The 22,054-nt window shown below is 46.2% G+C and carries 22 protein-coding genes; 13 read left to right on the top strand and 9 right to left on the bottom strand.

What is annotated here, in order from left to right:
- The first annotated feature begins 130 nt into the window (after positions 1-130).
- Positions 131-1,045: a DMT family transporter gene (locus tag V5G20_RS24170; protein WP_024983569.1), complete on the top strand. Its 915-nt coding sequence runs from the start codon at positions 131-133 to the stop codon at positions 1,043-1,045.
- A gap of 251 nt (positions 1,046-1,296) precedes the next feature.
- Here the strand turns inward: V5G20_RS24170 and V5G20_RS24165 are convergent, their stop codons facing one another.
- Together V5G20_RS24165 and V5G20_RS24160 are read right to left on the bottom strand one after the other, a co-directional pair.
- Positions 1,297-1,764, bottom strand: a complete 468-nt coding sequence (locus V5G20_RS24165) for a helix-hairpin-helix domain-containing protein (protein WP_338462537.1) — start codon at positions 1,762-1,764, stop codon at positions 1,297-1,299.
- 195 nt (positions 1,765-1,959) lie between these two features.
- Positions 1,960-2,925: an ROK family glucokinase gene (locus V5G20_RS24160; RefSeq protein ID WP_024983571.1), complete on the bottom strand. Its 966-nt coding sequence runs from the start codon at positions 2,923-2,925 to the stop codon at positions 1,960-1,962.
- 142 nt (positions 2,926-3,067) lie between these two features.
- On the opposite strand from V5G20_RS24160, the gene V5G20_RS24155 reads away from it, so the two are divergent.
- Positions 3,068-3,958, top strand: a complete 891-nt coding sequence (locus V5G20_RS24155) for a diacylglycerol kinase (protein WP_003389377.1) — start codon at positions 3,068-3,070, stop codon at positions 3,956-3,958.
- A gap of 403 nt (positions 3,959-4,361) precedes the next feature.
- Positions 4,362-5,741, top strand: a complete 1,380-nt coding sequence (gene rlmD / locus V5G20_RS24150) for a 23S rRNA (uracil(1939)-C(5))-methyltransferase RlmD (RefSeq protein ID WP_338463492.1) — start codon at positions 4,362-4,364, stop codon at positions 5,739-5,741.
- Positions 5,742-5,753: 12 nt separating this feature from the next.
- Here the strand turns inward: rlmD and V5G20_RS24145 are convergent, their stop codons facing one another.
- Positions 5,754-7,112 carry a recombinase family protein gene (locus V5G20_RS24145; RefSeq protein WP_338462533.1) on the bottom strand — a complete coding sequence of 453 codons (1,359 nt, stop codon included), beginning with the start codon at positions 7,110-7,112 and terminating at the stop codon, positions 5,754-5,756.
- A 128-nt stretch (positions 7,113-7,240) separates the two neighbouring features.
- Here V5G20_RS24145 and istA point away from each other — a divergent pair, with 128 nt between their 5' ends.
- From istA to V5G20_RS24120, 5 genes are all read left to right on the top strand, one after another.
- Positions 7,241-8,482 carry an IS21 family transposase gene (istA, locus tag V5G20_RS24140; RefSeq protein ID WP_024985200.1) on the top strand — a complete coding sequence of 414 codons (1,242 nt, stop codon included), beginning with the start codon at positions 7,241-7,243 and terminating at the stop codon, positions 8,480-8,482.
- Positions 8,479-9,258 carry an IS21-like element helper ATPase IstB gene (gene istB / locus V5G20_RS24135; protein WP_024985201.1) on the top strand — a complete coding sequence of 260 codons (780 nt, stop codon included), beginning with the start codon at positions 8,479-8,481 and terminating at the stop codon, positions 9,256-9,258. Before istA ends, istB begins: the two co-directional genes overlap by 4 nt.
- 274 nt (positions 9,259-9,532) lie before the next feature.
- Positions 9,533-9,865 (top strand): transposase, encoded by a 333-nt coding sequence (locus tag V5G20_RS24130; RefSeq protein WP_025848869.1) that lies wholly within the window; start codon positions 9,533-9,535, stop codon positions 9,863-9,865.
- Positions 9,856-10,785, top strand: a complete 930-nt coding sequence (locus tag V5G20_RS24125; protein WP_283858068.1) for an IS3 family transposase — start codon at positions 9,856-9,858, stop codon at positions 10,783-10,785. Before V5G20_RS24130 ends, V5G20_RS24125 begins: the two co-directional genes overlap by 10 nt.
- Positions 10,786-11,163: 378 nt before the next feature.
- Entirely contained in the window at positions 11,164-11,286 is a 123-nt protein-coding gene (locus V5G20_RS24120; RefSeq protein WP_338462531.1) for a hypothetical protein, read from the top strand.
- A 247-nt stretch (positions 11,287-11,533) separates the two neighbouring features.
- On the opposite strand, the gene V5G20_RS24115 is transcribed toward V5G20_RS24120, so the two are convergent.
- The 3 genes from V5G20_RS24115 to V5G20_RS24105 all read right to left on the bottom strand — a co-directional run bounded on the left by V5G20_RS24115 (position 11,534) and on the right by V5G20_RS24105 (position 13,658).
- Positions 11,534-12,463, bottom strand: coding sequence for an IS3 family transposase (locus V5G20_RS24115; RefSeq protein WP_283858068.1), 930 nt, complete (start codon positions 12,461-12,463; stop codon positions 11,534-11,536).
- On the bottom strand, positions 12,454-12,786 hold the full coding sequence (locus V5G20_RS24110; protein WP_025848869.1) for a transposase: 333 nt from the start codon (positions 12,784-12,786) through the stop codon (positions 12,454-12,456). The genes V5G20_RS24115 and V5G20_RS24110 overlap by 10 nt, the downstream gene beginning before the upstream one ends.
- Positions 12,787-12,872: 86 nt before the next feature.
- Positions 12,873-13,658 (bottom strand): recombinase family protein, encoded by a 786-nt coding sequence (locus V5G20_RS24105; protein ID WP_338462529.1) that lies wholly within the window; start codon positions 13,656-13,658, stop codon positions 12,873-12,875.
- 610 nt (positions 13,659-14,268) lie between these two features.
- On the opposite strand from V5G20_RS24105, the gene V5G20_RS24100 reads away from it, so the two are divergent.
- Both V5G20_RS24100 and V5G20_RS24095 read left to right on the top strand, forming a co-directional pair.
- On the top strand, positions 14,269-15,483 hold the full coding sequence (locus V5G20_RS24100) for an IS256 family transposase (RefSeq protein WP_338462527.1): 1,215 nt from the start codon (positions 14,269-14,271) through the stop codon (positions 15,481-15,483).
- A gap of 145 nt (positions 15,484-15,628) precedes the next feature.
- On the top strand, positions 15,629-16,849 hold the full coding sequence (locus tag V5G20_RS24095) for an IS256 family transposase (protein WP_025845625.1): 1,221 nt from the start codon (positions 15,629-15,631) through the stop codon (positions 16,847-16,849).
- Positions 16,850-17,081: 232 nt separating this feature from the next.
- Here the strand turns inward: V5G20_RS24095 and V5G20_RS24090 are convergent, their stop codons facing one another.
- The 3 genes from V5G20_RS24090 to V5G20_RS24080 all read right to left on the bottom strand — a co-directional run bounded on the left by V5G20_RS24090 (position 17,082) and on the right by V5G20_RS24080 (position 18,407).
- Entirely contained in the window at positions 17,082-17,819 is a 738-nt protein-coding gene (locus tag V5G20_RS24090) for a helix-turn-helix domain-containing protein (protein ID WP_338462525.1), read from the bottom strand.
- Positions 17,820-17,925: 106 nt separating this feature from the next.
- Entirely contained in the window at positions 17,926-18,222 is a 297-nt protein-coding gene (locus V5G20_RS24085) for a hypothetical protein (RefSeq protein ID WP_338462523.1), read from the bottom strand.
- Entirely contained in the window at positions 18,219-18,407 is a 189-nt protein-coding gene (locus V5G20_RS24080; protein ID WP_338462521.1) for a hypothetical protein, read from the bottom strand. The genes V5G20_RS24085 and V5G20_RS24080 overlap by 4 nt, the downstream gene beginning before the upstream one ends.
- A 49-nt stretch (positions 18,408-18,456) precedes the next feature.
- Between V5G20_RS24080 and V5G20_RS24075 the strand changes: the two genes are divergently transcribed.
- The 3 genes from V5G20_RS24075 (at position 18,457) to V5G20_RS24065 (ending at position 22,046) form a co-directional block, all read left to right on the top strand.
- Positions 18,457-18,789: a transposase gene (locus V5G20_RS24075; protein ID WP_025848869.1), complete on the top strand. Its 333-nt coding sequence runs from the start codon at positions 18,457-18,459 to the stop codon at positions 18,787-18,789.
- Positions 18,780-19,709: an IS3 family transposase gene (locus tag V5G20_RS24070; protein ID WP_283858068.1), complete on the top strand. Its 930-nt coding sequence runs from the start codon at positions 18,780-18,782 to the stop codon at positions 19,707-19,709. The genes V5G20_RS24075 and V5G20_RS24070 overlap by 10 nt, the downstream gene beginning before the upstream one ends.
- Before the next feature lie 432 nt (positions 19,710-20,141).
- A complete protein-coding gene (locus tag V5G20_RS24065) occupies positions 20,142-22,046 on the top strand; it encodes a Dam family site-specific DNA-(adenine-N6)-methyltransferase (RefSeq protein ID WP_338462519.1) in 1,905 nt (634 codons plus the stop codon).
- The last annotated feature ends 8 nt before the right edge of the window (positions 22,047-22,054 follow it).

Genomic DNA, 22,054 nt, shown 5'->3' with positions numbered 1-22,054 from the left:
CCTACGCCGCTATGCAGTGCCCCAGCGTAGGCCGGGAGAGGTGAAACGCTCAGAAAGGCCAAATGACGGGCGACATCGCTCGGATATTTTTCACAAGCTGGATCAATACGCAGAAAGCTGGTGACAGAAAATGAACGCGCTCTATGCAGGAGTGCTCTACGTATTTGCGTCCGCAGCAGGATTTGGCGTCATGTCCATCTTTGCGATCTACGCCTACGAGGCAGGGGCGTCGGTGTCTACCCTGTTGTTCCTGCGCTTTTTGCTGGCGGCGCTGCTGTTTTTTGTCTGGATGGCGGTAAAGCGGGAGCCGCTCAGGATTAGCAGGCAGCAAGGATTGGCCCTGTTTTGCCTGGGAGGAGTCTTGTACACGCTGCAGTCACTGAGTTTTTTCTCGTCAGTGCAGTACATTCCGGCCTCTATGGCGGCCCTGCTTTTGTACACCTTTCCCGTCTATGTGGCGGTCTTGAACTATTTCGTCAATAAAGAAGCGCTGCGAAAGCAGACGATCGGTGCCATGGCTTTATCGCTTGCGGGACTTGTTCTGGTTCTCGGCCTTTCATTTGACGGCATTCAGCCGCTCGGAGTCGGACTGGCTCTGGCTGCGGCAGTACTGTACTCCGTCTACTTCATCGTCGGCAACCGCGTCGTGACAGGTCTTTCTCCATATGTAACGAGCGCCTATGTGTCGTTGTTTGCGGCCATCTCTACCTTTGGGCTGGCGCTCAAGGACGGGGAGCCGGCATTGGATTTCAGCGGTCAGGGGTGGCTCGCATTGGGGGGCATCGTTCTCTTTTCCACGATCCTCGCGATGGGCTGCCTGTTTCGCGGAATTCAGCTCATCGGCTCTACGCGGGCGTCCGTGCTCAGCACGCTTGAGCCCGTGGTGACAATCGGTTTTTCGGCACTGCTGTTCGGGGAGAGACTGGGGTGGCTGCAGATGCTGGGCGGGTTTGCGGTTCTCCTCGGAGCCGTTCTGATCGTGCGCAGCCAAAACAGGCAGGCAGGCCAGCAGACGGAGGAAGCAGATGCAAAACAGATTACGTGATTGGCTGGGGGATATTGGTTAGCTGGAGAAAAGGCCTTGTACGAATTTTGTTTAACAGATTTCCCCTGCTCCCTAGGAGTGGTATGGTCCGTTTATCGGTGTTTGCGAGGGGCTAGAGGTGGGCCAGAGGCAGTTTAAAGGTGTTTGCTGGGGCTAGGGGCTGGCCAGTTCGGTTTATCGGTGTTTGCCGAGGCTAGTGACGGGCCAGTTCGGTCTATCGGCGTTTGCCGGGGCATTCAGTGTATCGGCATCTACCGGGGCTTGGGACGGGTCGGCGAATAGCCGTGCTGCTCCCGGTATGCTTTTCGCTCCCCGGTAAAATCCCACCACTGTTTATCGCTTCCCGGATTTTCCGCATGGTGGATGACACAGCGGAGCTGGTCCTCGACGCACGGATCGATCTGGCAGCCGTATTTGCCCTCCAAGGCGTCGATGAGGTCGGCGCCTTTTAGACCGTGCAGTTCGCTTAGGCTGTAGTAGCCGAGCAGCACCAAATCCTCGGCCAGTTTCGGGCCAATGGAGGGAACGGACTGGAAGGCGGCGAGAGCGATCAGCTCCCTTGCTCGTTCAAAAGAAGTGCCGAGCTGAGCCGACAAGTGTTCGGGATGCTGTGAACCGACCTCTGTCAGCAGCAGCTTGGCGCGGCGCAGTTGGGTTCGTTCTGCCTGGGTCAGCGGCAATTTTGGCGTTTTTGTTTTTGCTTTTGAACGGATCGGCATGGGAGAACTCTCCTTTTTTTCTATTCATCATTTATTGTTCATTATTCATTGTTAAGTGCCAAGTATCGCGGGCCAAACAAAGACGGAGGCAAGAAAGAAGACAGTCGTAAAGGGAAGGACTAGCTTCCTATGTATGCAAAGGACGCCGGGAGAACAGAAGCCCTCGAAGCGTCCTTTTTTCGTTCCCGGGAACAGTTACGTACGGGAACGGATCAGCCAAGCCGCGCCAATCACACCGGCGTCATTGCCCAAGGTCGCGGGAAGAATCTCCGTCGCCTCCACGACATATGGGAACGGCACAAAGCGGCAGAACGACTCGCGAACGCGGGCAAAGAGAAAGTCGCCCGCAGCCGCAACCCCTCCGCCAATAATCAGCTTGGCCGGGTTCAGCAGAATCGCCAAATGGGACAATGCCAGCCCGAGATAAAGTCCCGCCCGGTCAACGATGGCAAGCGCCCCTTTGTCTCCTGCCCTGGCGGCATCCAGAACATCTTTAGCCTTGACCTCTCCGTTGCGGGAAAGCAGCTCGGCCAGATAAGGGCTTGTTCCGTTTTCAGCCGCTTCTCGTCCAGCGCGTATGAAAGCAGTAGCTGACGTGTAGGTCTCCAGACAGCCCGTTTTTCCGCAGTTGCAGAGCGGACCGCCCTCCGGTGCCATCGAGATGTGGCCGATCTCTCCGGCAATGCCGTTGATGCCTTCGACGATCTGGCCATTGCAAATGACGCCGCCGCCCACACCTGTTCCGAGCGTAATCATCACCAGGTCTTGAGCGCCTTGGCCGGAGCCTTGCCACATTTCGCCCAAAGTGGCGGTGTTGGCATCGTTCTCTACAGCTACCAGCAGTCCTGTACAGGCGGCCAATTTGTCGCGCAGTCGAACAGGGCTGCGCCAGTTCAGGTTGACCGCTTCCCGGACGATTCCGTTTTTTCCGTCTACAGTGCCAGGCACCCCGACGCCAATTCCTGCCACGTGCTCTCTATGCAAACCTTGACCTTGCAGCAAATGATCCATCATATCGGCTACTTTTTGGACGATTCCGTCTTCGCCTTCTGCTACCGGCGTAGGCTCCTGTGTTTTGACCAGCATAATCCCGTCCATGTTCAGCAAAGCCATTTTGATTGCAGTGCCACCGATGTCGACGCCTACGATGACCGTATTCACATCAAGCTCCTCCATTCATACCCGAAGGTTATCTTTTCCTATCTTATCATGCCGTCAGCAGCATAGCGATTCCCAAAAATGGCTATACAGGATATGATGAGTAGAGAGAATACCAAGAGCGTGACAGGAAGAAGGGAATGCGTTGAAACGAGCCAGATTGATATACAATCCCAGCTCCGGGCGGGAAATCATTCGCCGCCGTCTTCCGGAGATACTGGATCTGCTGGAATCGGCTGGATATGAGACGTCGTGCCACGCGACAAAAGGAGAAGGCGATGCCACCGAGGAAGCTGCTCGTGCCGTTTCCCGCGGTTTTGACGTCATCATCGCTGCAGGCGGAGACGGTACCATTTACGAGGTCGTCAACGGCATGGCCGAGAAAAAGACTCGCCCTGCCCTCGGGATCATCCCGTGCGGCACCAGCAACGATCTCGCCCGAGCCCTCGGCATCCCCCGCTCTGTTGGCAGAGCATGCCGCATCATCGCTTCTGGAAAAAAGAAAAAAGTCGACATCGGACGGATCAATAACCGTTATTTTATCAATATTGCCGGCGGGGGATCATTGACCAACCTGACGTATGAAGTGCCGAGCAAGCTGAAAACCGTCATGGGCCAGCTCGCCTATTACGTCAAAGGGCTGGAAAAACTGCCTTTTCTGCACCCGATTCACGTGCGGCTGGAGACGAAAAATGAAGTCCTCATCGACGAAGAGATCATGGTCTTTTTGATCGCCAACAGCCATTCGTTCGGCGGCTTCGACCGCCTGGCGCCAAACGCCAATCTCAGCGACGGCAAGCTCGACCTCATCGTCGTGAAGAAAACGAACATCGCCGAGTTTATCCGTCTGGCGACGCAGGCTATGCGAGGGGAACACCTGAAAGACCCGTCCATCCTGTATTTTCAGACCGACTACCTGAAAGCGACCACGCCGGGAGGACAAACGGTGCAGCTCAACATGGACGGCGAGCTCGGAGGACAGCTTCCTTGCGAGATCAAGGCGCTGCCGGGGCATTTGGAGTTGTTTGTGCCGTAGCGGAAATGTCAGGGAAGAAGAGAATATGAACAGTGAACAAGGAAAAGTGAATAGTGAACAGAGAAAAATGAACAGTGAACTAGCAATAATGAAGCAGTAACAGGCATGTGGGTCAAACGTGCAAAAATGACGGGGCGTCATGCAGCGAAATGGCGCCGCTTCCGTTTTCTAAAAGGAGAAAAGATTTGTGGCTAAGACAGCAAAGGATCAGCGTGGAAAACAGGCGGCAGCCAAGGCGAAACAGCCGAAGCAGCCAAGGCAAATAGAGCAGGGGAGACTAAAGCAGCCGAAACAGCAAAGCGATGCGAAGCAGCAAAACCAGAGGAACCAGCACAATCCTGCAGAGCAACGAAATCAGGCAAAACAGCCAGCGCGGCCAAAGCACCCCAAGCAGCTAGCGGGATTGCCCGTGCAATTGGGGCAAATCGTAGACGTGGACATTACCGGATTGAGCCACGAAGGAGCCGGTGTCGGACGGGTGGAAGGGTACACCTTGTTTGTGCCGGGAGCACTGGCGGGAGAACGGGTTCGCGTCCAGGTCAATCACGTCAAAAAGAATTTCGGTTTTGCCGAGCTGCTGGAAGTGGTGGAGAAGAGTCCGAGCCGGGCTCTCCCGCCCTGTCCGGTGTACGACCGCTGCGGCGGATGTTCGCTGCAGCATCTCGCCTACGAGGAGCAGCTCGTCCATAAGCAGCAGATCGTCAAGGACAACCTGCGCCGCATCGGCGGCTTCTCCGTAGAAGGGGAGGGTGCTGTGACGGTTCATCCGACACTGGGGATGAGCGATCCGTGGAGATACCGCAACAAGGCACAGGTCCCGATCGGCGAGCAGAACGGGGCTTTGGTCGGCGGCTTTTACGCAGAGCGCTCCCATGAGATCATCGATATGGACGAGTGCATGATCCAGCATCCCGCCAACGACGAAGCGGTAGCGGCCGTCAAGAAGCTCGCAGCAAGGCTGCAGATCAAGCCATACGACGAAGTGAACCATACCGGACTTTTGCGACACGTGGTCGTCAAGGTCGGCGCTCGCACAGGCGAGGTCATGGTCGTCCTGGTGACGACGGAGGAATTTATCCCGCAAAAGGAAAAGCTGGTCGCGTCCATCCGTGAGCAGCTTTCCGATGTGAAAAGCATCGTGCAAAACATCAACCCGGCCAGGACCAATGTCATTTTCGGGGACAAGACGGTTACGCTGTGGGGAAGCGAGGTCATCTACGACTATATCGGTCCGATCAAGTTCGCTATCTCTGCCCGCTCGTTTTATCAGGTGAATCCGGTGCAGACCGAGGTTTTGTACAACAAGACGCTGGAGTATGCCGGGGCTACGGGAACAGAGACCGTGATCGACGCCTACTGCGGGATCGGGACGATATCGCTCTTTCTGGCGCAGAAGTCCCGCCATGTGTACGGGGTGGAGATCGTGCCAGAGGCGATTGCCGACGCGAATCGCAATGCCGAGCTGAACGGGATTGAAAATGTGACGTTTGAGACCGGACCAGCCGAGGCTGTCATCCCGGCCTGGAAGGAGCAGGGCATCCGCCCGGATGTGATCGTGGTCGACCCGCCGCGCAAGGGCTGTGACGAGGCGCTGCTGACGACGATCCTGGAGATGAAGCCGGAGCGTGTAGTGTATGTGTCCTGCAATCCGTCGACGCTGGCGAGGGATTTGAAGGTGCTGGCGGAGTTGTATGAGGTGAAGGAAGTGCAGCCGGTGGATATGTTCCCGCATACGGGGCATGTGGAGTGCTCAGTGTTACTAACTTTGCGGGGGAAAGAGTAATCCCCCGCTTTATCACGCCCCTATATTCCCGATATTTAAGGGGCGGGCTATGTTGTAGTGAATCTTGATGTTACCGTCGACTTGAACTTCGATCTTATGAATGAGTTTTTGGATGACTTGTTTCAGCACCTGCTCGTCATGAATGTCCAGTTTCGCTATTTTATTGATTTGACGTTGAAAATCTTGCAGATTGCGTTCTGTATCTTTCTTTGATTCGAGAATTCTTTCCAACTCAACCTTACGTTCAGTTAACCGCCTACGTTCGGCTTCGATGGCTTCGTTGGTAGACCTAAATTGCTCAATACCAACAACCTTCTGTTGAAACAAAGTGAGTAGGGAGCGGAATTCACTTTCCAATTTGGCAAGTTGATTATTAACTCCTTGTAGCTCTTTCGTATAAGAGTTTTGATGGATTGCAATTTCCCCGCCCACAACTCTATATAGTTGCTCCAATTTCAAGTTGTTTGAGATTAGTTCTTGTAAGTCATCAATTACAGCCTGACGTAGTTTTCTGTTCCCTATAATGTGAGAAGAGCAGTAAGAAGATGTATGTTTAACATAACCGCCGCAAACATAAGCCCCGCCTTCTTGTCTGTTTCGATCTTTGCGGAACATCATACCTTTACCACAGTCAGCACAGCAGGCAATATGAGCAAAGAGACTTTCTTGTCCATTACTTTTATGTCTGCCTTTTGTTCTCATCTTTTCCAAGGCGGCAAGGTGCTCCTCTTTCGTTATAATGGCAGGATGTGCATTTTCGATTACAACTTGCTTTTCAGGTTCAATTGCTTTTCGTTTTTTGGATAGGAAGTCAACAGTTTCTTCTCGATGGTGTACAAGTGCTCCCGTATAAACGACATTCTGCAAGATGACTCGAATACTACTTTCATGCCACATAGTTCCTGCATTACTACCTCCTGATACCGCTCTAGGAGTTGGGATTTTGCGTGAATTAAGATAACTGGCGATTTTGTACCATCCCCACCCCTTGTAAAGGTATAGGTCAAAGATTTCTCTGACGATTGGGCTGTATTGTTCGTCTAAGACTAGTTGACCGTTTTCCCCTCGTCTATAACCGTAGGCAACTAATGAAGCTTGATACTTTCCTAAACGGGCACTAGTCTGCCTTCCAATCTTAATACGGTCTGAGAGTTTTCGGCTTTCCTCCTCAGCTAATATGGCTTTCAGCCTAAACATCAGCTTCGTATCACTCGTACTAGTATCATAATTATCTTCGGGGAATATAAGTCGGATGCCTAGTCGTTCAAGTTCATCAGCTACAGTCATACTCTCAACTGAGTTTCTACCGAATCGGGAAACTGATTTTGCGATAACCACATCGAACCTTTTTCTTTTAGCGTCATATATCAATTGTTGAATGGCTTCACGCTTTGAGAAAGTTGTTCCGCTAATGTGAACGGCACTGTTAAAATCCTCAATAACGGCACTTGAAAATTCCCCACTTTCGGCAGAAAATCTCTCCCTGGAGGAGAGAAAATATGCTTAAGAATGGGGAGTTTTACTTGATCAAAGACATGAGACAAAGAGGAATGAATATCACACAAATTGCTGATTCATTAGGGAGGGATCGAAAAACAATTCGTAAGTGGCTGAAAAAGGATGAGCCTTCGAAATACCAACGATCTGTTAAAAAAACAAGCATTCTCGATCCATTTAAACCCTATATCAAAGCGAGAATGGAAGAAGGCTGCTTCAATGCTGTCGTTTTGTTTGATGAGATCAAAGCCCAAGGTTATCCAGGGCAAATTCGGCTCCTTCGCTCATTCATGGAACCATTGCGCCCGGTTGTTAAGACCAAGGCAACGCTCCGTTATGAAACGGCACCCGGAAAGCAAGCGCAAGTAGACTGGGGACATTTTAAGGTAGAGTGGAATGGTGGATATAAACGGCTGTACGCCTTTGTCATGGTTTTGGGATACTCGAGAATGTTGTATGTGGAATTTACAGAGAATGAACGGCTTGATACCCTCATCGGCTGCCACTTGCGTGCCATGCAATACTTTGGCGGCAGACCGGAAACATGCTTGTATGACAATATGAAAACCGTCATTGTCGGTTACGACGATCAAGGGCATGTATTGTGGAATGAACGATTTTCCCAGTTTGCAAGCCATCACGGTCTTACGCTGCGACGCTGCGCTCCCTACCGTGCACGAACAAAAGGGAAAGTGGAAAATGGAGTAGGATATGTTCGCAAGAACTTTTGGCCTCGGGTGCAGACGTTTACCAGCCTTCGTGACTTGAATCAGCAAGTACGTCATTGGTTGGATACGGTGGCTAATGTACGGGTACACGGCACCACGCATGAAAAACCAGTAGATCGATGGAAACACGAACAGTTGAAGCCACTTAACCCGATCCCATTCGAAGAGGTAGAACGCCATACTCGAAGAGTATCGAATGATTCACTCGTTTCTTACGGAGGAAGCCGGTATTCAGTCCCCTATGTTTATGTAGGTCATACGGTAGAAGTACAAGATCTCCAGAATGGCCATATCCGGATCTATCAGGGCAACATGATCATCGCTGAACATCCTAAAGCTACTCGTACCAAGCAAGTCATAACCAATAAAAAACACTTCGAGGGGATTCAAAACCAAATTGGCGCGAAGGCTCCCCAACCTATGCCGCGTTTGGTTCCCAATCCAAGCCCCGAAGTGGTGGAACGTGATTTGTCTGTCTATGAGCAGTTTGCTGACGAGGAGGTAATCGTACAATGATACTCCAGGCCCGTTTAGAAGAAGCCTTTGTACAGATGGGATGGGTACGAATCCCGGAAATTATTCACCACCACGCAGAAGAAGCTGCTGCTCAGAATATATCGTATTTGGAGTTCTTGGACAAGCTTTTGCAAGAAGAAATCATGGCCAAGAGGGATCGGTTTATCCGCATGAAAACGCGATTGGCTCATTTACCCTACCATAAAACGTTGGAGCAATTCGATTTCAGTTTCCAGCCCTCCATTGATGAAAGACGGATTCGTGATTTGGCAACCCTCCGGTTTGTACAACAACAAGAGAATCTCATTTTACTTGGTCCGCCAGGGGTCGGCAAGACTCACTTGTCTGTTGCTTTGGCTCTCGAAGCTATCAAACAAGGGTTGACGGTTTACTTTACAACTGCTCATGATTTGGTTCAGACGCTCCAGATTGCTCATCAAAACAATAGCATCAAACAAAAAATGCGAGCATTTATAAAACCGAATGTACTCATCATTGATGAAATTGGATATCGCAAAATGGATGAAACCGCAGCTCACTTTTTCTTTCAAATTGTATCAGAACGTTATGAATCCGGCTCAATTATCCTTACTTCGAACAAATCCTATGGTTCGTGGGGAGAGATATTTGGGGATACAGTACTTGCTACAGCCATCCTTGATCGATTATTGCATCACTCCCACACGATCAACATTAAAGGGGAAAGTTATCGCATAAAGGAGAAGAAAAAAGCAGGTTTCTTTCGACCCGAGTCAACCGAAGATAAAACAGAATAAACGGAATTTTGGTCGCCACCCGCCCCCCTCAGAGGGGGCATCATTCAGACAAACCTATTGCCTATAATGGGGAAAATTCGAGTGCAGATAATGGGGAATTTTCATTTGCAGTTGACACTAATCCCATCATCAACATACGTTTTAACTAACTGCCATCCTTTTTCGGCTACTAAACCCGTAGTGAACGCTATTTGCTTTTAAGCCCCAAAATTGGATTTGAGTCATACCCCCTTATCTTGTTAAGCTGATATCAGAAGAACAGGGGGATATTTTTATGCAACGGAGACGCTATTCAATCGAGTTCAAACAACAATTGATCCAGGAAGCCCACGAAGTAGGAAACGCTAGCCAAGTAGCCAGACGGCATGGGATAGACCCTAAAATGCTGTATCGATGGATACGTGACTCCAAACACGCAGATTGGCAGAATACGTCTTCCGAAGCTAAAGCTGTAACAAGCTATACACCAAGTCCAGGAGAGTTTCGGGAACTGGAAACGGAGAATGATAAACTGAAGAAATTACTGGGAGAAAAGGACTTGGAAATCGCGATCCTTCGTGATCTTGTAAAAAAGGTGAACCCAGCTTATCGGACAAAATGGAAATAGCCGACAAGTGGATACAGCTGGGGTACACAGCCAAACTAGTGCTACGTATTGTCGGCATCCTGGAAGCAACCTACTATTACCGAAAAAACAAAGCCTCCCAAAAACCTCGCGTTTATCACGGAGGAAGACCTATACCCGGTTATTCGTTGTCAAAAGACGGACAACCTGTCAGTGACGAACAAATCAAAGAATGGCTATCCGAGTTGATTGCCGATGAAGAATCTGCTTATGGATATCGAAAGCTTACCGTCTGCCTACGGCGAGACCACCAACTGGTCATCAACAAGAAAAAGGTTTACCGCTTGCTGAAAGAAGAAGAACTCCTGCAACCACAACGACAAAAGAAAAGGAAACATCCTCGAAAGTTGGCAAACAACCGAGAGATTACCGCTCCGAATCAATTGTGGGAGATAGACGTAAAATACGGATTTATCGTAGGAGAACAGCGTTTCTTTTTCCTGATGAGTCTCATTGATGTCTATGATCGAGCGATCGTGGACTACCATTTCGGACTGACCTGCGAAGGAAAACATGCTGCTCAGATTCTCCAACGTGCTTTGTGGAAACGGCAGCAATTCAATTGTGATGATCGCCCTGTTATCCGTACGGATAACGGTCCACAGTTTATTAGCCATGCCTTTGAAGAAGCCTGTCAGCATTTCCAAACGGTGCATGAGCGAATTCCTCCAAAGACACCCAATAAAAACGCTCACATTGAGTCATTTCACAGTGTTTTGGAGAAAGAATGTTTGCAGCGGAATGAATTTCAGAGCTATCAAGAAGCCTATGAAATCGTGACAAACTATCTGCTCTTTTATAATCAGCGACGGATTCATGGAAGCTTGTACGATTTATCACCTGTAGAATTTGGTAAAGCCTTTGCCTTGCAACTCATTACACCATTTGTTGTGAAAGTGTAGTATGGCAAAGGATTGCAGAACGATCCCTACTTCAACCTAGCTGACAAGCAGGAAGGAAAACGTCTGGGGTCAAGTGATCTCCTTGACGCTAGGCGTTTTCCTTCCTAGACTCCTAGGTGGTTGAAGGAGGGAAGAAGCATATGAAAATGCGAGAATAAGGGAGAAAGACTCAAATTTTAAGGGGTTAAACCGTTTGATTCTCAAGACTGTTACGTTGTTCATCTCTTTTTGTACTAACCCTTGCATACACAGCACAACGCATAGCTAGTAATCCTCCTATATAGGTCTCTAATTTCGCTATACGAGTGCTCCCCACCAAAGTTAAGCCTTAACAATCCCCGTGTTGTCTCGTATAGAGCCAATGAGGGGGTGGAAAGAATGAATAATACTCAACATGAATTTGTCGGCAACCAGTCCCTTCAAGATGTTATGGAGGAACTTGTTATTGCTTTAATTAAGTCTGGAGTGATTTATATAAATGATGATACAGATAATGAATAGTGAAGGTTCGGGGCACTTTTAAGTGTCCCTTTCTTATGCTTCTATTTGCTTGAACCGGTTTAACCCCTTAAAATTTGAGTCTTTCTCCCTTATTCTCGCATTTTCATATGCTTCTTCCCTCCTTCAACCACCTAGGAGTCTAGGAAGGAAAACGCCTAGCGTCAAGGAGATCACTTGACCCCAGACGTTTTCCTTCCTGCTTGTCAGCTAGGTTGAAGTAGGGATCATTCTGCAATCCTTTGCCATACTACACTTTCACAACAAATGGTGTAATGAGTTGCAAGGCAAAGGCTTTACCAAATTCTACAGGTGATAAATCGTACAAGCTTCCATGAATCCGTCGCTGATTATAAAAGAGCAGATAGTTTGTCACGATTTCATAGGCTTCTTGATAGCTCTGAAATTCATTCCGCTGCAAACATTCTTTCTCCAAAACACTGTGAAATGACTCAATGTGAGCGTTTTTATTGGGTGTCTTTGGAGGAATTCGCTCATGCACCGTTTGGAAATGCTGACAGGCTTCTTCAAAGGCATGGCTAATAAACTGTGGACCGTTATCCGTACGGATAACAGGGCGATCATCACAATTGAATTGCTGCCGTTTCCACAAAGCACGTTGGAGAATCTGAGCAGCATGTTTTCCTTCGCAGGTCAGTCCGAAATGGTAGTCCACGATCGCTCGATCATAGACATCAATGAGACTCATCAGGAAAAAGAAACGCTGTTCTCCTACGATAAATCCGTATTTTACGTCTATCTCCCACAATTGATTCGGAGCGGTAATCTCTCGGTTGTTTGCCAACTTTCGAGGATGTTTCCTTTTCTTTTGTCGTTGTGGTTGCAGGAGTTCTTCTTCTTTCAGCAAGCGGTAAACCTTTTTCTTGTTGATGACCAGTTGGTGGTCTCGCCGTAGGCAGACGGTAAGCTTTCGATATCCATAAGCAGATTCTTCATCGGCAATCAACTCGGATAGCCATTCTTTGATTTGTTCGTCACTGACAGGTTGTCCGTCTTTTGACAACGAATAACCGGGTATAGGTCTTCCTCCGTGATAAACGCGAGGTTTTTGGGAGGCTTTGTTTTTTCGGTAATAGTAGGTTGCTTCCAGGATGCCGACAATACGTAGCACTAGTTTGGCTGTGTACCCCAGCTGTATCCACTTGTCGGCTATTTCCATTTTGTCCGATAAGCTGGGTTCACCTTTTTTACAAGATCACGAAGGATCGCGATTTCCAAGTCCTTTTCTCCCAGTAATTTCTTCAGTTTATCATTCTCCGTTTCCAGTTCCCGAAACTCTCCTGGACTTGGTGTATAGCTTGTTACAGCTTTAGCTTCGGAAGACGTATTCTGCCAATCTGCGTGTTTGGAGTCACGTATCCATCGATACAGCATTTTAGGGTCTATCCCATGCCGTCTGGCTACTTGGCTAGCGTTTCCTACTTCGTGGGCTTCCTGGATCAATTGTTGTTTGAACTCGATTGAATAGCGTCTCCGTTGCATAAAAATATCCCCCTGTTCTTCTGATATCAGCTTAACAAGATAAGGGGGTATGACTCAAATCCAATTTTGGGGCTTAAAAGGAACACTCAAGAGATAATTGGCGTATGACATCCCTGCACTTCAACATTCCCATAGGAATACAATCCTCTGTAGAAATCCTCACGGTCAAGGATTCGCTTTACCTGTACTTTGGTGAAACGGCTACCTTGCTTTGTTTTATAGCCATCGTAATTTAACTGATAGGCGAGTTCGGACAATGACCATTTCGGGAATAGCTCTCGAAGTTCAAACAATCGTTGTACGGCTAGAGCTTCATCCCAGTTGATCTCAATCGATTTCTGCCCCTTTTTTGCATTGTACCCATAAGCAGTCCGTCCCCCAGCATATCCACCTTGTTGAGCCTTTTTACGCCGCCCTCGGCTTAGTTTCAAGGCTATCTCAAGCCTCTGATATTGGTCTAATAGCTCCATCATGCCGTTGACAAGGAAATCACTAGGGTCACTTGTATTGATGCTGTAGAAGGGCTGTTCTATGGCTTTAACATCGACATTGTTCCGTTTAAGTTCTCTTTGAATCAACACTTTGACTATATCCGAACGCCAAAGGCGGGAAGTATTAAGGACAACAACATATTTCACATCCTGCCATTTCAGGTCAGACAACATTTCTTGAAGCCCTTCGCGTTCTATTGTTAACTCGTCCTCATCCACTTTAGCACCTGAAATCCCTTCATCCTTGTAAATGCCCAATAGTTCAAGGTTGTTGGAGTCACAAAACCGCTGTATTTCTTCCGTCTGATAGCCAAGGGAATAGCCATCCTTGACTTGTCCTTTCGTAGAAACACGGACATAACCGACAACACGATCTTTCATAGTTATCCCTCGTTTCGTAAATTACAGTTATCGTAACGCCCATGCAATCATTAACTGCCGCCGCGTATTCCCCAAGGTCAATCTGGGAGGTGGCGGGATAGTTCGTATGATTGTCTTATGCAGTTGTCAAAGAGCGAAATCAATTTACTGCGAGAATAGGTAAACCACAAGTCAGGATGATATGTAAAGAGAGTCTTAGGGGTTGGAATTTATTTTTTTATATTAATCAGCGGAGATTCGATCAACCCCCCCCGATACCTTGGAGGAGAAAGGCTTTCCCCTTCGGACGGGGGGATGGCATGATTCCTACGGGAAATTTTCGGTGAAAGTTTGGTGCGTGGCGGCGGGGGAAGGGGATTTCATTTTTATTCTAGTGAATAGAGCTTCCTTTAACTTACTTCTTTCATAGCCCTTCCCTAGGTTTTCTTTTCTCCCCCTAAGCGGATAGTGTAAATAGTAGTAATTCATAGTCTTAACTGATAATAATAGCTGATATTAGTATGTCTGCAAAAATGAAGGGGTAATATGCACAAATGGAGTCTGTAAAATATTTTGTGTAAACTCTCAACCTCTAAACTACAATTAGGAGTAGAAAGGTTGGGAGATTTTTATGATGTCAAAAGAGCAGATCAAGCAGTGGATCAAAGAGAAAAACATGAAGTCAGTGGACGACGTACAGTCAGCGTTAAAGGATCTATTCGCAGACACAATCCAAGAAATGCTGGAAGCTGAAATCGAGTCCTCTCTTGGATACGCCAAGCATGACATGAAAAACAAGCGGACAACCAACAGTCGCAATGGGTATAGCAAGAAAACCGTCCGTTCTGAGTACGGGGATGTCGACATCCAAGTCCCTCGAGATCGAGAGGGTGATTTTGAACCAAACATTGTAAAGAAACATCAATCCAATGTTACAGGGATCGAAGATCAAATTCTTGCTCTCTATGCCAAAGGCGTATCCACACGCGATATCCAAGACCATCTGCAGCAGCTCTATGGCATCGAAGTCTCACCAACGCTCATATCAAATGTAACGAATAAGATTGTACCGATGATCAAAGAGTGGCAAAATCGCCCCTTGCAAGCGGTTTATGCTGTTGTTTTCCTTGACGCCATTCACTTTAAGGTAAAACAGGACGGAGCTATCGTCAATAAAGCCGCCTATATGGTCATTGGTATTGACCTTGACGGTCATAAAGATGTGCTTGGGATCTGGATTGGGGAGAATGAATCGGCAAAATTCTGGCTGCATGTCCTCAACGAACTGAAAAATCGTGGAGTCCAGGATATTCTCATTACAAGCGTCGATAATCTTCGTGGCTTTACAGAAGCCATCTCTGCATGTTATCCGAAGACGGAGATTCAGAAATGTGTTATCCATCAAATCCGAAATTCCATCAAGTATGTTTCCTATAAGGATCTCAAAAAGATCACGTCCGAGCTAAAACCTATCTACAAGGCTCCAACGGAGCAAGCCGCGTTGGAAGAGCTTGAGCAGTTTGAACAAACCTGGGGCAGTAAATATCCCTTGATGGTTCGTTCCTGGCGGAATAACTGGGACGAGATTGCCACTTTCTTTAAATATCCTCCAGAGATTCGAAAGCTGATTTATACAACTAACGTGATCGAGAGTTATCATCGACAGCTTCGAAAGGTGACAAAAGGAAAAGCCATGTTTCCCACAGATGATGCCCTTTTGAAGATGTTATATCTCGTAACCATGGATGTTCTACGAAAGTGGACGGGACGAGTTCAGAACTGGGGCCAGATTCTCTTACAGCTATCCGTTTTCTTTGAAGATCGGGTACAGCCGTACATCCGTTAACAAATGAAAGGCTTCATCCCCGAAGGGATTATCTTTCTCTCCACCAACGCGTCAAGGGTTCGCTTCGCGGGACTGTAAAATATTCTGTGTAAACTCTCAAAACCTATTACAATAAGAGAAAGGTTGGTTTGAGAGGATGACACCTATGGCGAGATTTAGTAAGGAACAAGTGAAGGCGTTTGTGAAGGAAAACAACCTCAAGACGATGGACGATGTGCAGTCGGCACTGAAGGAACTGTTTGCAGAAACGCTGCAGTCGATGCTAGAGGCGGAGCTTGACACGGAACTCGGCTATGAAAAGCACGATGTGAAGCGAAAGAAAACAACAAACAGCCGTAACGGGAAGACAAAGAAGACGGTGACAAGCGAATACGGCGAGGTGGAGATCGCGGTGCCACGTGACCGTAATGGCGAATTTGAGCCCGTTATCGTGAAAAAGCATCAGTCTACCGTTACCGGCATTGAGGACCAAATTATCGCCATGTATGCCAAAGGTGTCAGCACACGGGATATTCAGGACCATCTGAACCATCTGTATGGAATTGACGTTTCTCCTACCATGATCTCCAATGTGACGAATAAGATCGTGCCACTCATCAAAGAATGGCAGAACCGACCGCTACAAAGCATCTATGCGGTTGTATTTATGGACGCCATTCACTACAAAGTCAAGCAAGACGGTGCTATTGTGAACAAAGCGGCTTATATGGTCATTGGCATTGATTTGGACGGCAACAAGGACGTATTAGGCATGTGGATTGGAGAGAATGAATCCTCAAAGTTCTGGCTGAGCGTACTGAACGACTTACGGAACCGTGGGGTTCAGGACATTCTCATCACCTGCGTGGATAACCTAACGGGCTTCTCTCAGGCCATCTCTGCCTGCTATCCGAATACGGAGATCCAAAAGTGCATCATTCATCAAATCCGCAACTCGACCCGTTATGTTTCTTACAAGGATCTTAAGAAAGTGACGGCGGATTTAAAGCCAATCTACAAAGCGGCAACAGAAGAGGCTGCCTTACTGGAATTGGATCGTTTTGAGGAAACATGGGGTAACAAATATCCCCTCATCGTTCGCTCTTGGCGTACCAACTGGGACGAGCTAGCTACTTTTTTCAAGTATCCACCAGAGATTCGTAAATTGATCTATACGACCAATATGATTGAGAGTTACCATCGGCAACTCCGAAAGGTGACGAAGGGCAAGAGCATTTTCCCCACCGATGAAGCCCTGCTCAAAATGCTCTATTTGGCTACCATGGACGTCACCAGGAAGTGGACTGGACGAGTGCAGAACTGGGGGCAAATGCTCCTCCAGCTCTCCGTTTTCTTCCCGGATCGGATCGGCCAATACTTACGCTAGTTTTTTATTCCAAAAGGGTTTACACAAAATACTGGACAGACCCCGCTTCGCCTTTCGCCCTTGACTCTATTGGTTTCGAAAAATGGCCCAATTAGGGGGATGAAACCTTTTCATATATTGGTTGATTGAGTTTACACAAAAATCTTGACAGACCCCACAAATGCAAGCCAACATTCAAACATGCAAATTACCCTTTCTATAATAACCGTCAAACCATCATAAATGACGCGGGTTATCCCAATTCAAAATAGTTTTCGGACCCATAAGTTGTCTTCCCATTTTTTCTCGGGGTTCTTCGTTTGTGGTTAATCATCTTCTTCTCCGATCTCCTCACTTTTTCTGCCTCAATCGCGGCACTTATCTCTTCGTTCCAGCAAATTACCAGTTGTTGCTTTGTAATTTGTTCAACATATTCTTTCATACAGTTCAAGAATTCCAAAATGACGTTCTCCAAGGCAAAGCCCATTTCCTTTTTCAGTTTAACTAGAAATTTACCATAGAGGTCATTCTCGTTAGTGGTTTTAACATTAACGAATTGTAGTAACTGATTTGCCCACTCAGCTCCCATCGAATCATGGAGTTTTTTTCTAATTACGCTAACAGCAAAGAAAAACCATTCGCTCAGAATAATATAAGCGTTATCCTTCAAATCAAAGGATGGGATATAGTTTTTGGACTTTCCTTTTCCTCCTCTGCTTTTTATAAATCCTTTTTGTTCTAAACTTTTCAGGTGTTTACTGACCGTTGAAGCAGAAATCCCTAGATATAAGGCTAAGGTTTGTTGGGTTGGAAAAGCGTACCCTTTTTCATCGTTATAATGGCTGTAAATCTCGAAAAGTACTAATTTTTCCTCTTGTGGTACTCGAATACACCTTCTGACGCAATTTGGTGTAATTACATACCCTTTATTGGTACAAACCTCAATATCAGCTCCCTCAGCAAGTGTTTTCAAGTAATCTGGCAATTTCATATGTTATTTCCTCCTCATTGATGTCTTTAATTTCTCTATACGACTTGCAGATTTGATAGTTAAGGCTTTCAAAAAAGAAACCCCGCACAACGGCGGGGGAACAAGTTTATCGAAACAACGGCAAATATTTTTTGTAGTAGTCTACATGATAATCGGATAGATTCCATCCGTACTGATTCAGGAACCTAGCTACCTTTGTTAATACTTGATTTCGATGAACGACATCCTTGTGTGTGGATTTGGCGAGGTATTGAGCTAGGCTTAGTTCGGCTTGCTCCTGTGACAACGTGTCTATAACATACTTCGCAAAGAAGCGGGAAAGCTCGTCCATATCAGAACCATGACCGAGCACGTTCTCGCGCCGCATCAGGGATAACACAGTATCTAACGGCAGTTTTTTCATGGATTCAACCTCCCTTCTTTCCTGGCGAAGGGAGTGATAAGCTCCTGTTCGACTTTCCACTTACGCCATTTAAGATATTGTGCCTGAGCTTCTTTTTCATCAAAGCCATTCTGAATCATGACACAAATGATTTTTTGTGGAATTGAAGAAGTATCTTTTAAGCCCCAAAATTGGATTTGAGTCATACCCCCTTATCTTGTTAAGCTGATATCAGAAGAACAGGGGGATATTTTTATGCAACGGAGACGCTATTCAATCGAGTTCAAACAACAATTGATCCAGGAAGCCCACGAAGTAGGAAACGCTAGCCAAGTAGCCAGACGGCATGGGATAGACCCTAAAATGCTGTATCGATGGATACGTGACTCCAAACACGCAGATTGGCAGAATACGTCTTCCGAAGCTAAAGCTGTAACAAGCTATACACCAAGTCCAGGAGAGTTTCGGGAACTGGAAACGGAGAATGATAAACTGAAGAAATTACTGGGAGAAAAGGACTTGGAAATCGCGATCCTTCGTGATCTTGTAAAAAAGGTGAACCCAGCTTATCGGACAAAATGGAAATAGCCGACAAGTGGATACAGCTGGGGTACACAGCCAAACTAGTGCTACGTATTGTCGGCATCCTGGAAGCAACCTACTATTACCGAAAAAACAAAGCCTCCCAAAAACCTCGCGTTTATCACGGAGGAAGACCTATACCCGGTTATTCGTTGTCAAAAGACGGACAACCTGTCAGTGACGAACAAATCAAAGAATGGCTATCCGAGTTGATTGCCGATGAAGAATCTGCTTATGGATATCGAAAGCTTACCGTCTGCCTACGGCGAGACCACCAACTGGTCATCAACAAGAAAAAGGTTTACCGCTTGCTGAAAGAAGAAGAACTCCTGCAACCACAACGACAAAAGAAAAGGAAACATCCTCGAAAGTTGGCAAACAACCGAGAGATTACCGCTCCGAATCAATTGTGGGAGATAGACGTAAAATACGGATTTATCGTAGGAGAACAGCGTTTCTTTTTCCTGATGAGTCTCATTGATGTCTATGATCGAGCGATCGTGGACTACCATTTCGGACTGACCTGCGAAGGAAAACATGCTGCTCAGATTCTCCAACGTGCTTTGTGGAAACGGCAGCAATTCAATTGTGATGATCGCCCTGTTATCCGTACGGATAACGGTCCACAGTTTATTAGCCATGCCTTTGAAGAAGCCTGTCAGCATTTCCAAACGGTGCATGAGCGAATTCCTCCAAAGACACCCAATAAAAACGCTCACATTGAGTCATTTCACAGTGTTTTGGAGAAAGAATGTTTGCAGCGGAATGAATTTCAGAGCTATCAAGAAGCCTATGAAATCGTGACAAACTATCTGCTCTTTTATAATCAGCGACGGATTCATGGAAGCTTGTACGATTTATCACCTGTAGAATTTGGTAAAGCCTTTGCCTTGCAACTCATTACACCATTTGTTGTGAAAGTGTAGTATGGCAAAGGATTGCAGAATGATCCCTACTTCAACCTAGCTGACAAGCAGGAAGGAAAACGTCTGGGGTCAAGTGATCTCCTTGACGCTAGGCGTTTTCCTTCCTAGACTCCTAGGTGGTTGAAGGAGGGAAGAAGCATATGAAAATGCGAGAATAAGGGAGAAAGACTCAAATTTTAAGGGGTTAAACCGATAGAGGGTAACTGACCGAGTAAGATATTGTCCTATTGAGATAAGCTTGAATTTGTCACATATCGTAAGAAGTCTTAGCTTCGCTTTCGCTTTCGAATCCAATTGAAGGTGCATGTTGCGCAAAAAATTCCCTGCGCCAATACGCAACAAATTGACTGTTAACGAGTACAAAACTTTTTCGACTTAATCTGTTGCCTTATGATACAATCAAGCTAGACCAATAAGGACAAGGTGTAGCCTATGAATACTATTCAGCTTGAATTATATAATGAATCACTTCAACCGAAACCCATACTAAAATGGGCGGGCGGCAAGCAACAAATGCTTGACATACTACTGTCTAACGCACCTAAACAGTTTAATAAATATATTGAACCTTTCATCGGTGGAGGGGCTCTTTTTTTTGCACTACAACCCGACCAAGCAGTAATAGCGGATTCGAATCCAGAGCTAATAAACCTATACACTGTAGTGGCAAATAACGTGGATGAATTAATTGCACTGCTTAAAGAAATGAAAAATTCTGAAGAAGATTTTTATAAAATAAGAAGTTTAGATGTAACAAAGATGTCTGCTATCGAGAAAGCTGCTAGAACTATCTATCTTAATAAGACATGCTATAACGGTTTGTATCGCGTTAACCGTAAAGGGCAATTTAACGTACCATTCGGAAGGTACAAGAATCCCAATATCTGTGATGAACCGAATTTAAGAGCGGCAAGTGTAGTCCTGAAAAGAACAAGAATCGTCCAAGGTGATTATAAAGATATATTGAAAGAACATGCAGAACCTGGGGATTTCATCTATTTAGACCCCCCTTATTTGCCAATTTCTAAGTACTCTGATTTTAAGCGATACACAAAAGAACAGTTCTATGAAGAAGATCAACGTGAGTTGGCTGAGGAAGTTGACAGGTTGGCTGAAATGGGTTGTCATGTTCTTTTAACAAATTCTAATCATCCTTTAGTACATGAGCTATATGGAAAATATAAAATTAGTGTTCATCAGACAAAAAGATACATCAATAGTGATGCTTCTAAAAGAACAGGGGAAGATATATTAGTCAAGGTTGAACCTCAAAAGAAACTGATAATTATTCCTAAACCCGTTGAGCTACCTAAACAAATGGAAGCTTTCCCAGCAACTCGGTACATGGGAAGCAAGCAAAGTTTACTTAAGGACATATGGTCTGTTGCTTCGGCATTTAAGTTTGATTCAGTTCTTGACTTGTTTAGCGGAAGCAGTGTAGTAAGCTATATGTTCAAAACGCAAAACAAACAAGTTTTCAGTAATGATTATATGGCTTTTTCGTCTTGTTTCGCAAAAGCTATGATTGAAAATAACAAGTATATGCTCACAGACAATGATGTCAAAACACTTTGCGCACCTAATCCTAATGCAGATGGTTTTGTTACGGAGACCTTTAGGGATTTGTACTTTTGTGAAGAAGACAATAACTTTATTGATACTGTACGTGCAAACATAAAGATGCTTAAAAATGAATATAAGAGGGCAGTTGCCCAATCTGCTTTGGCGCGTGCTTGTCTAAAGAAAAGGCCACGGGGCATATTTACCTATACAGGACATCGTTACGATGATGGACGCAGAGACTTGTTATTATCTTTAGAGGAACAATTTATTGAGGCGGTTACTCAGATCAATAGTGCGGTGTTCGATAATGGAAAAGCAAATAAAGCACGGCATGGGGATGCTATGGATGTTCGTTTTAAAGCAGACATTGTCTATATTGACCCGCCGTATTATAGTCCACTTTCCGATAATGAGTATGTAAGGCGGTATCATTTTATTGAAGGGCTTATACGTGATTGGAAGGGCGTTGAGATGCAGTGGCATACCAAGACTAAGAAGTTTAAGAGCTATCCAACTCCCTTCTCAACTGAAAAAGGAGCCTATGATGCGTTTAATCAACTATTTAAGCGACATAGAGAGAGTATCTTAATAGTTTCATATTCATCTAATTCGTTACCAACGAAAGACGATATGTTGAAACTAATGGCAAAGTATAAAACACACGTTGAAGTAATCGAAGTCGATCATCGATACTCTTTCGGAAATCAGGGACATAAAGTAGGCGACAACAAGAATGAAGTGAAAGAGTACCTCTTTGTTGGCTTTGACAGATAGGAGGGCTC

The sequence above is a fragment of the Brevibacillus borstelensis genome (genome assembly GCF_036700025.1).
GTDB lineage: Bacteria > Bacillota > Bacilli > Brevibacillales > Brevibacillaceae > Brevibacillus > Brevibacillus borstelensis.
The sequence above is the reverse complement of the archived record's forward strand: the minus strand, read 5'-3'. Positions and strand labels throughout refer to the sequence as shown.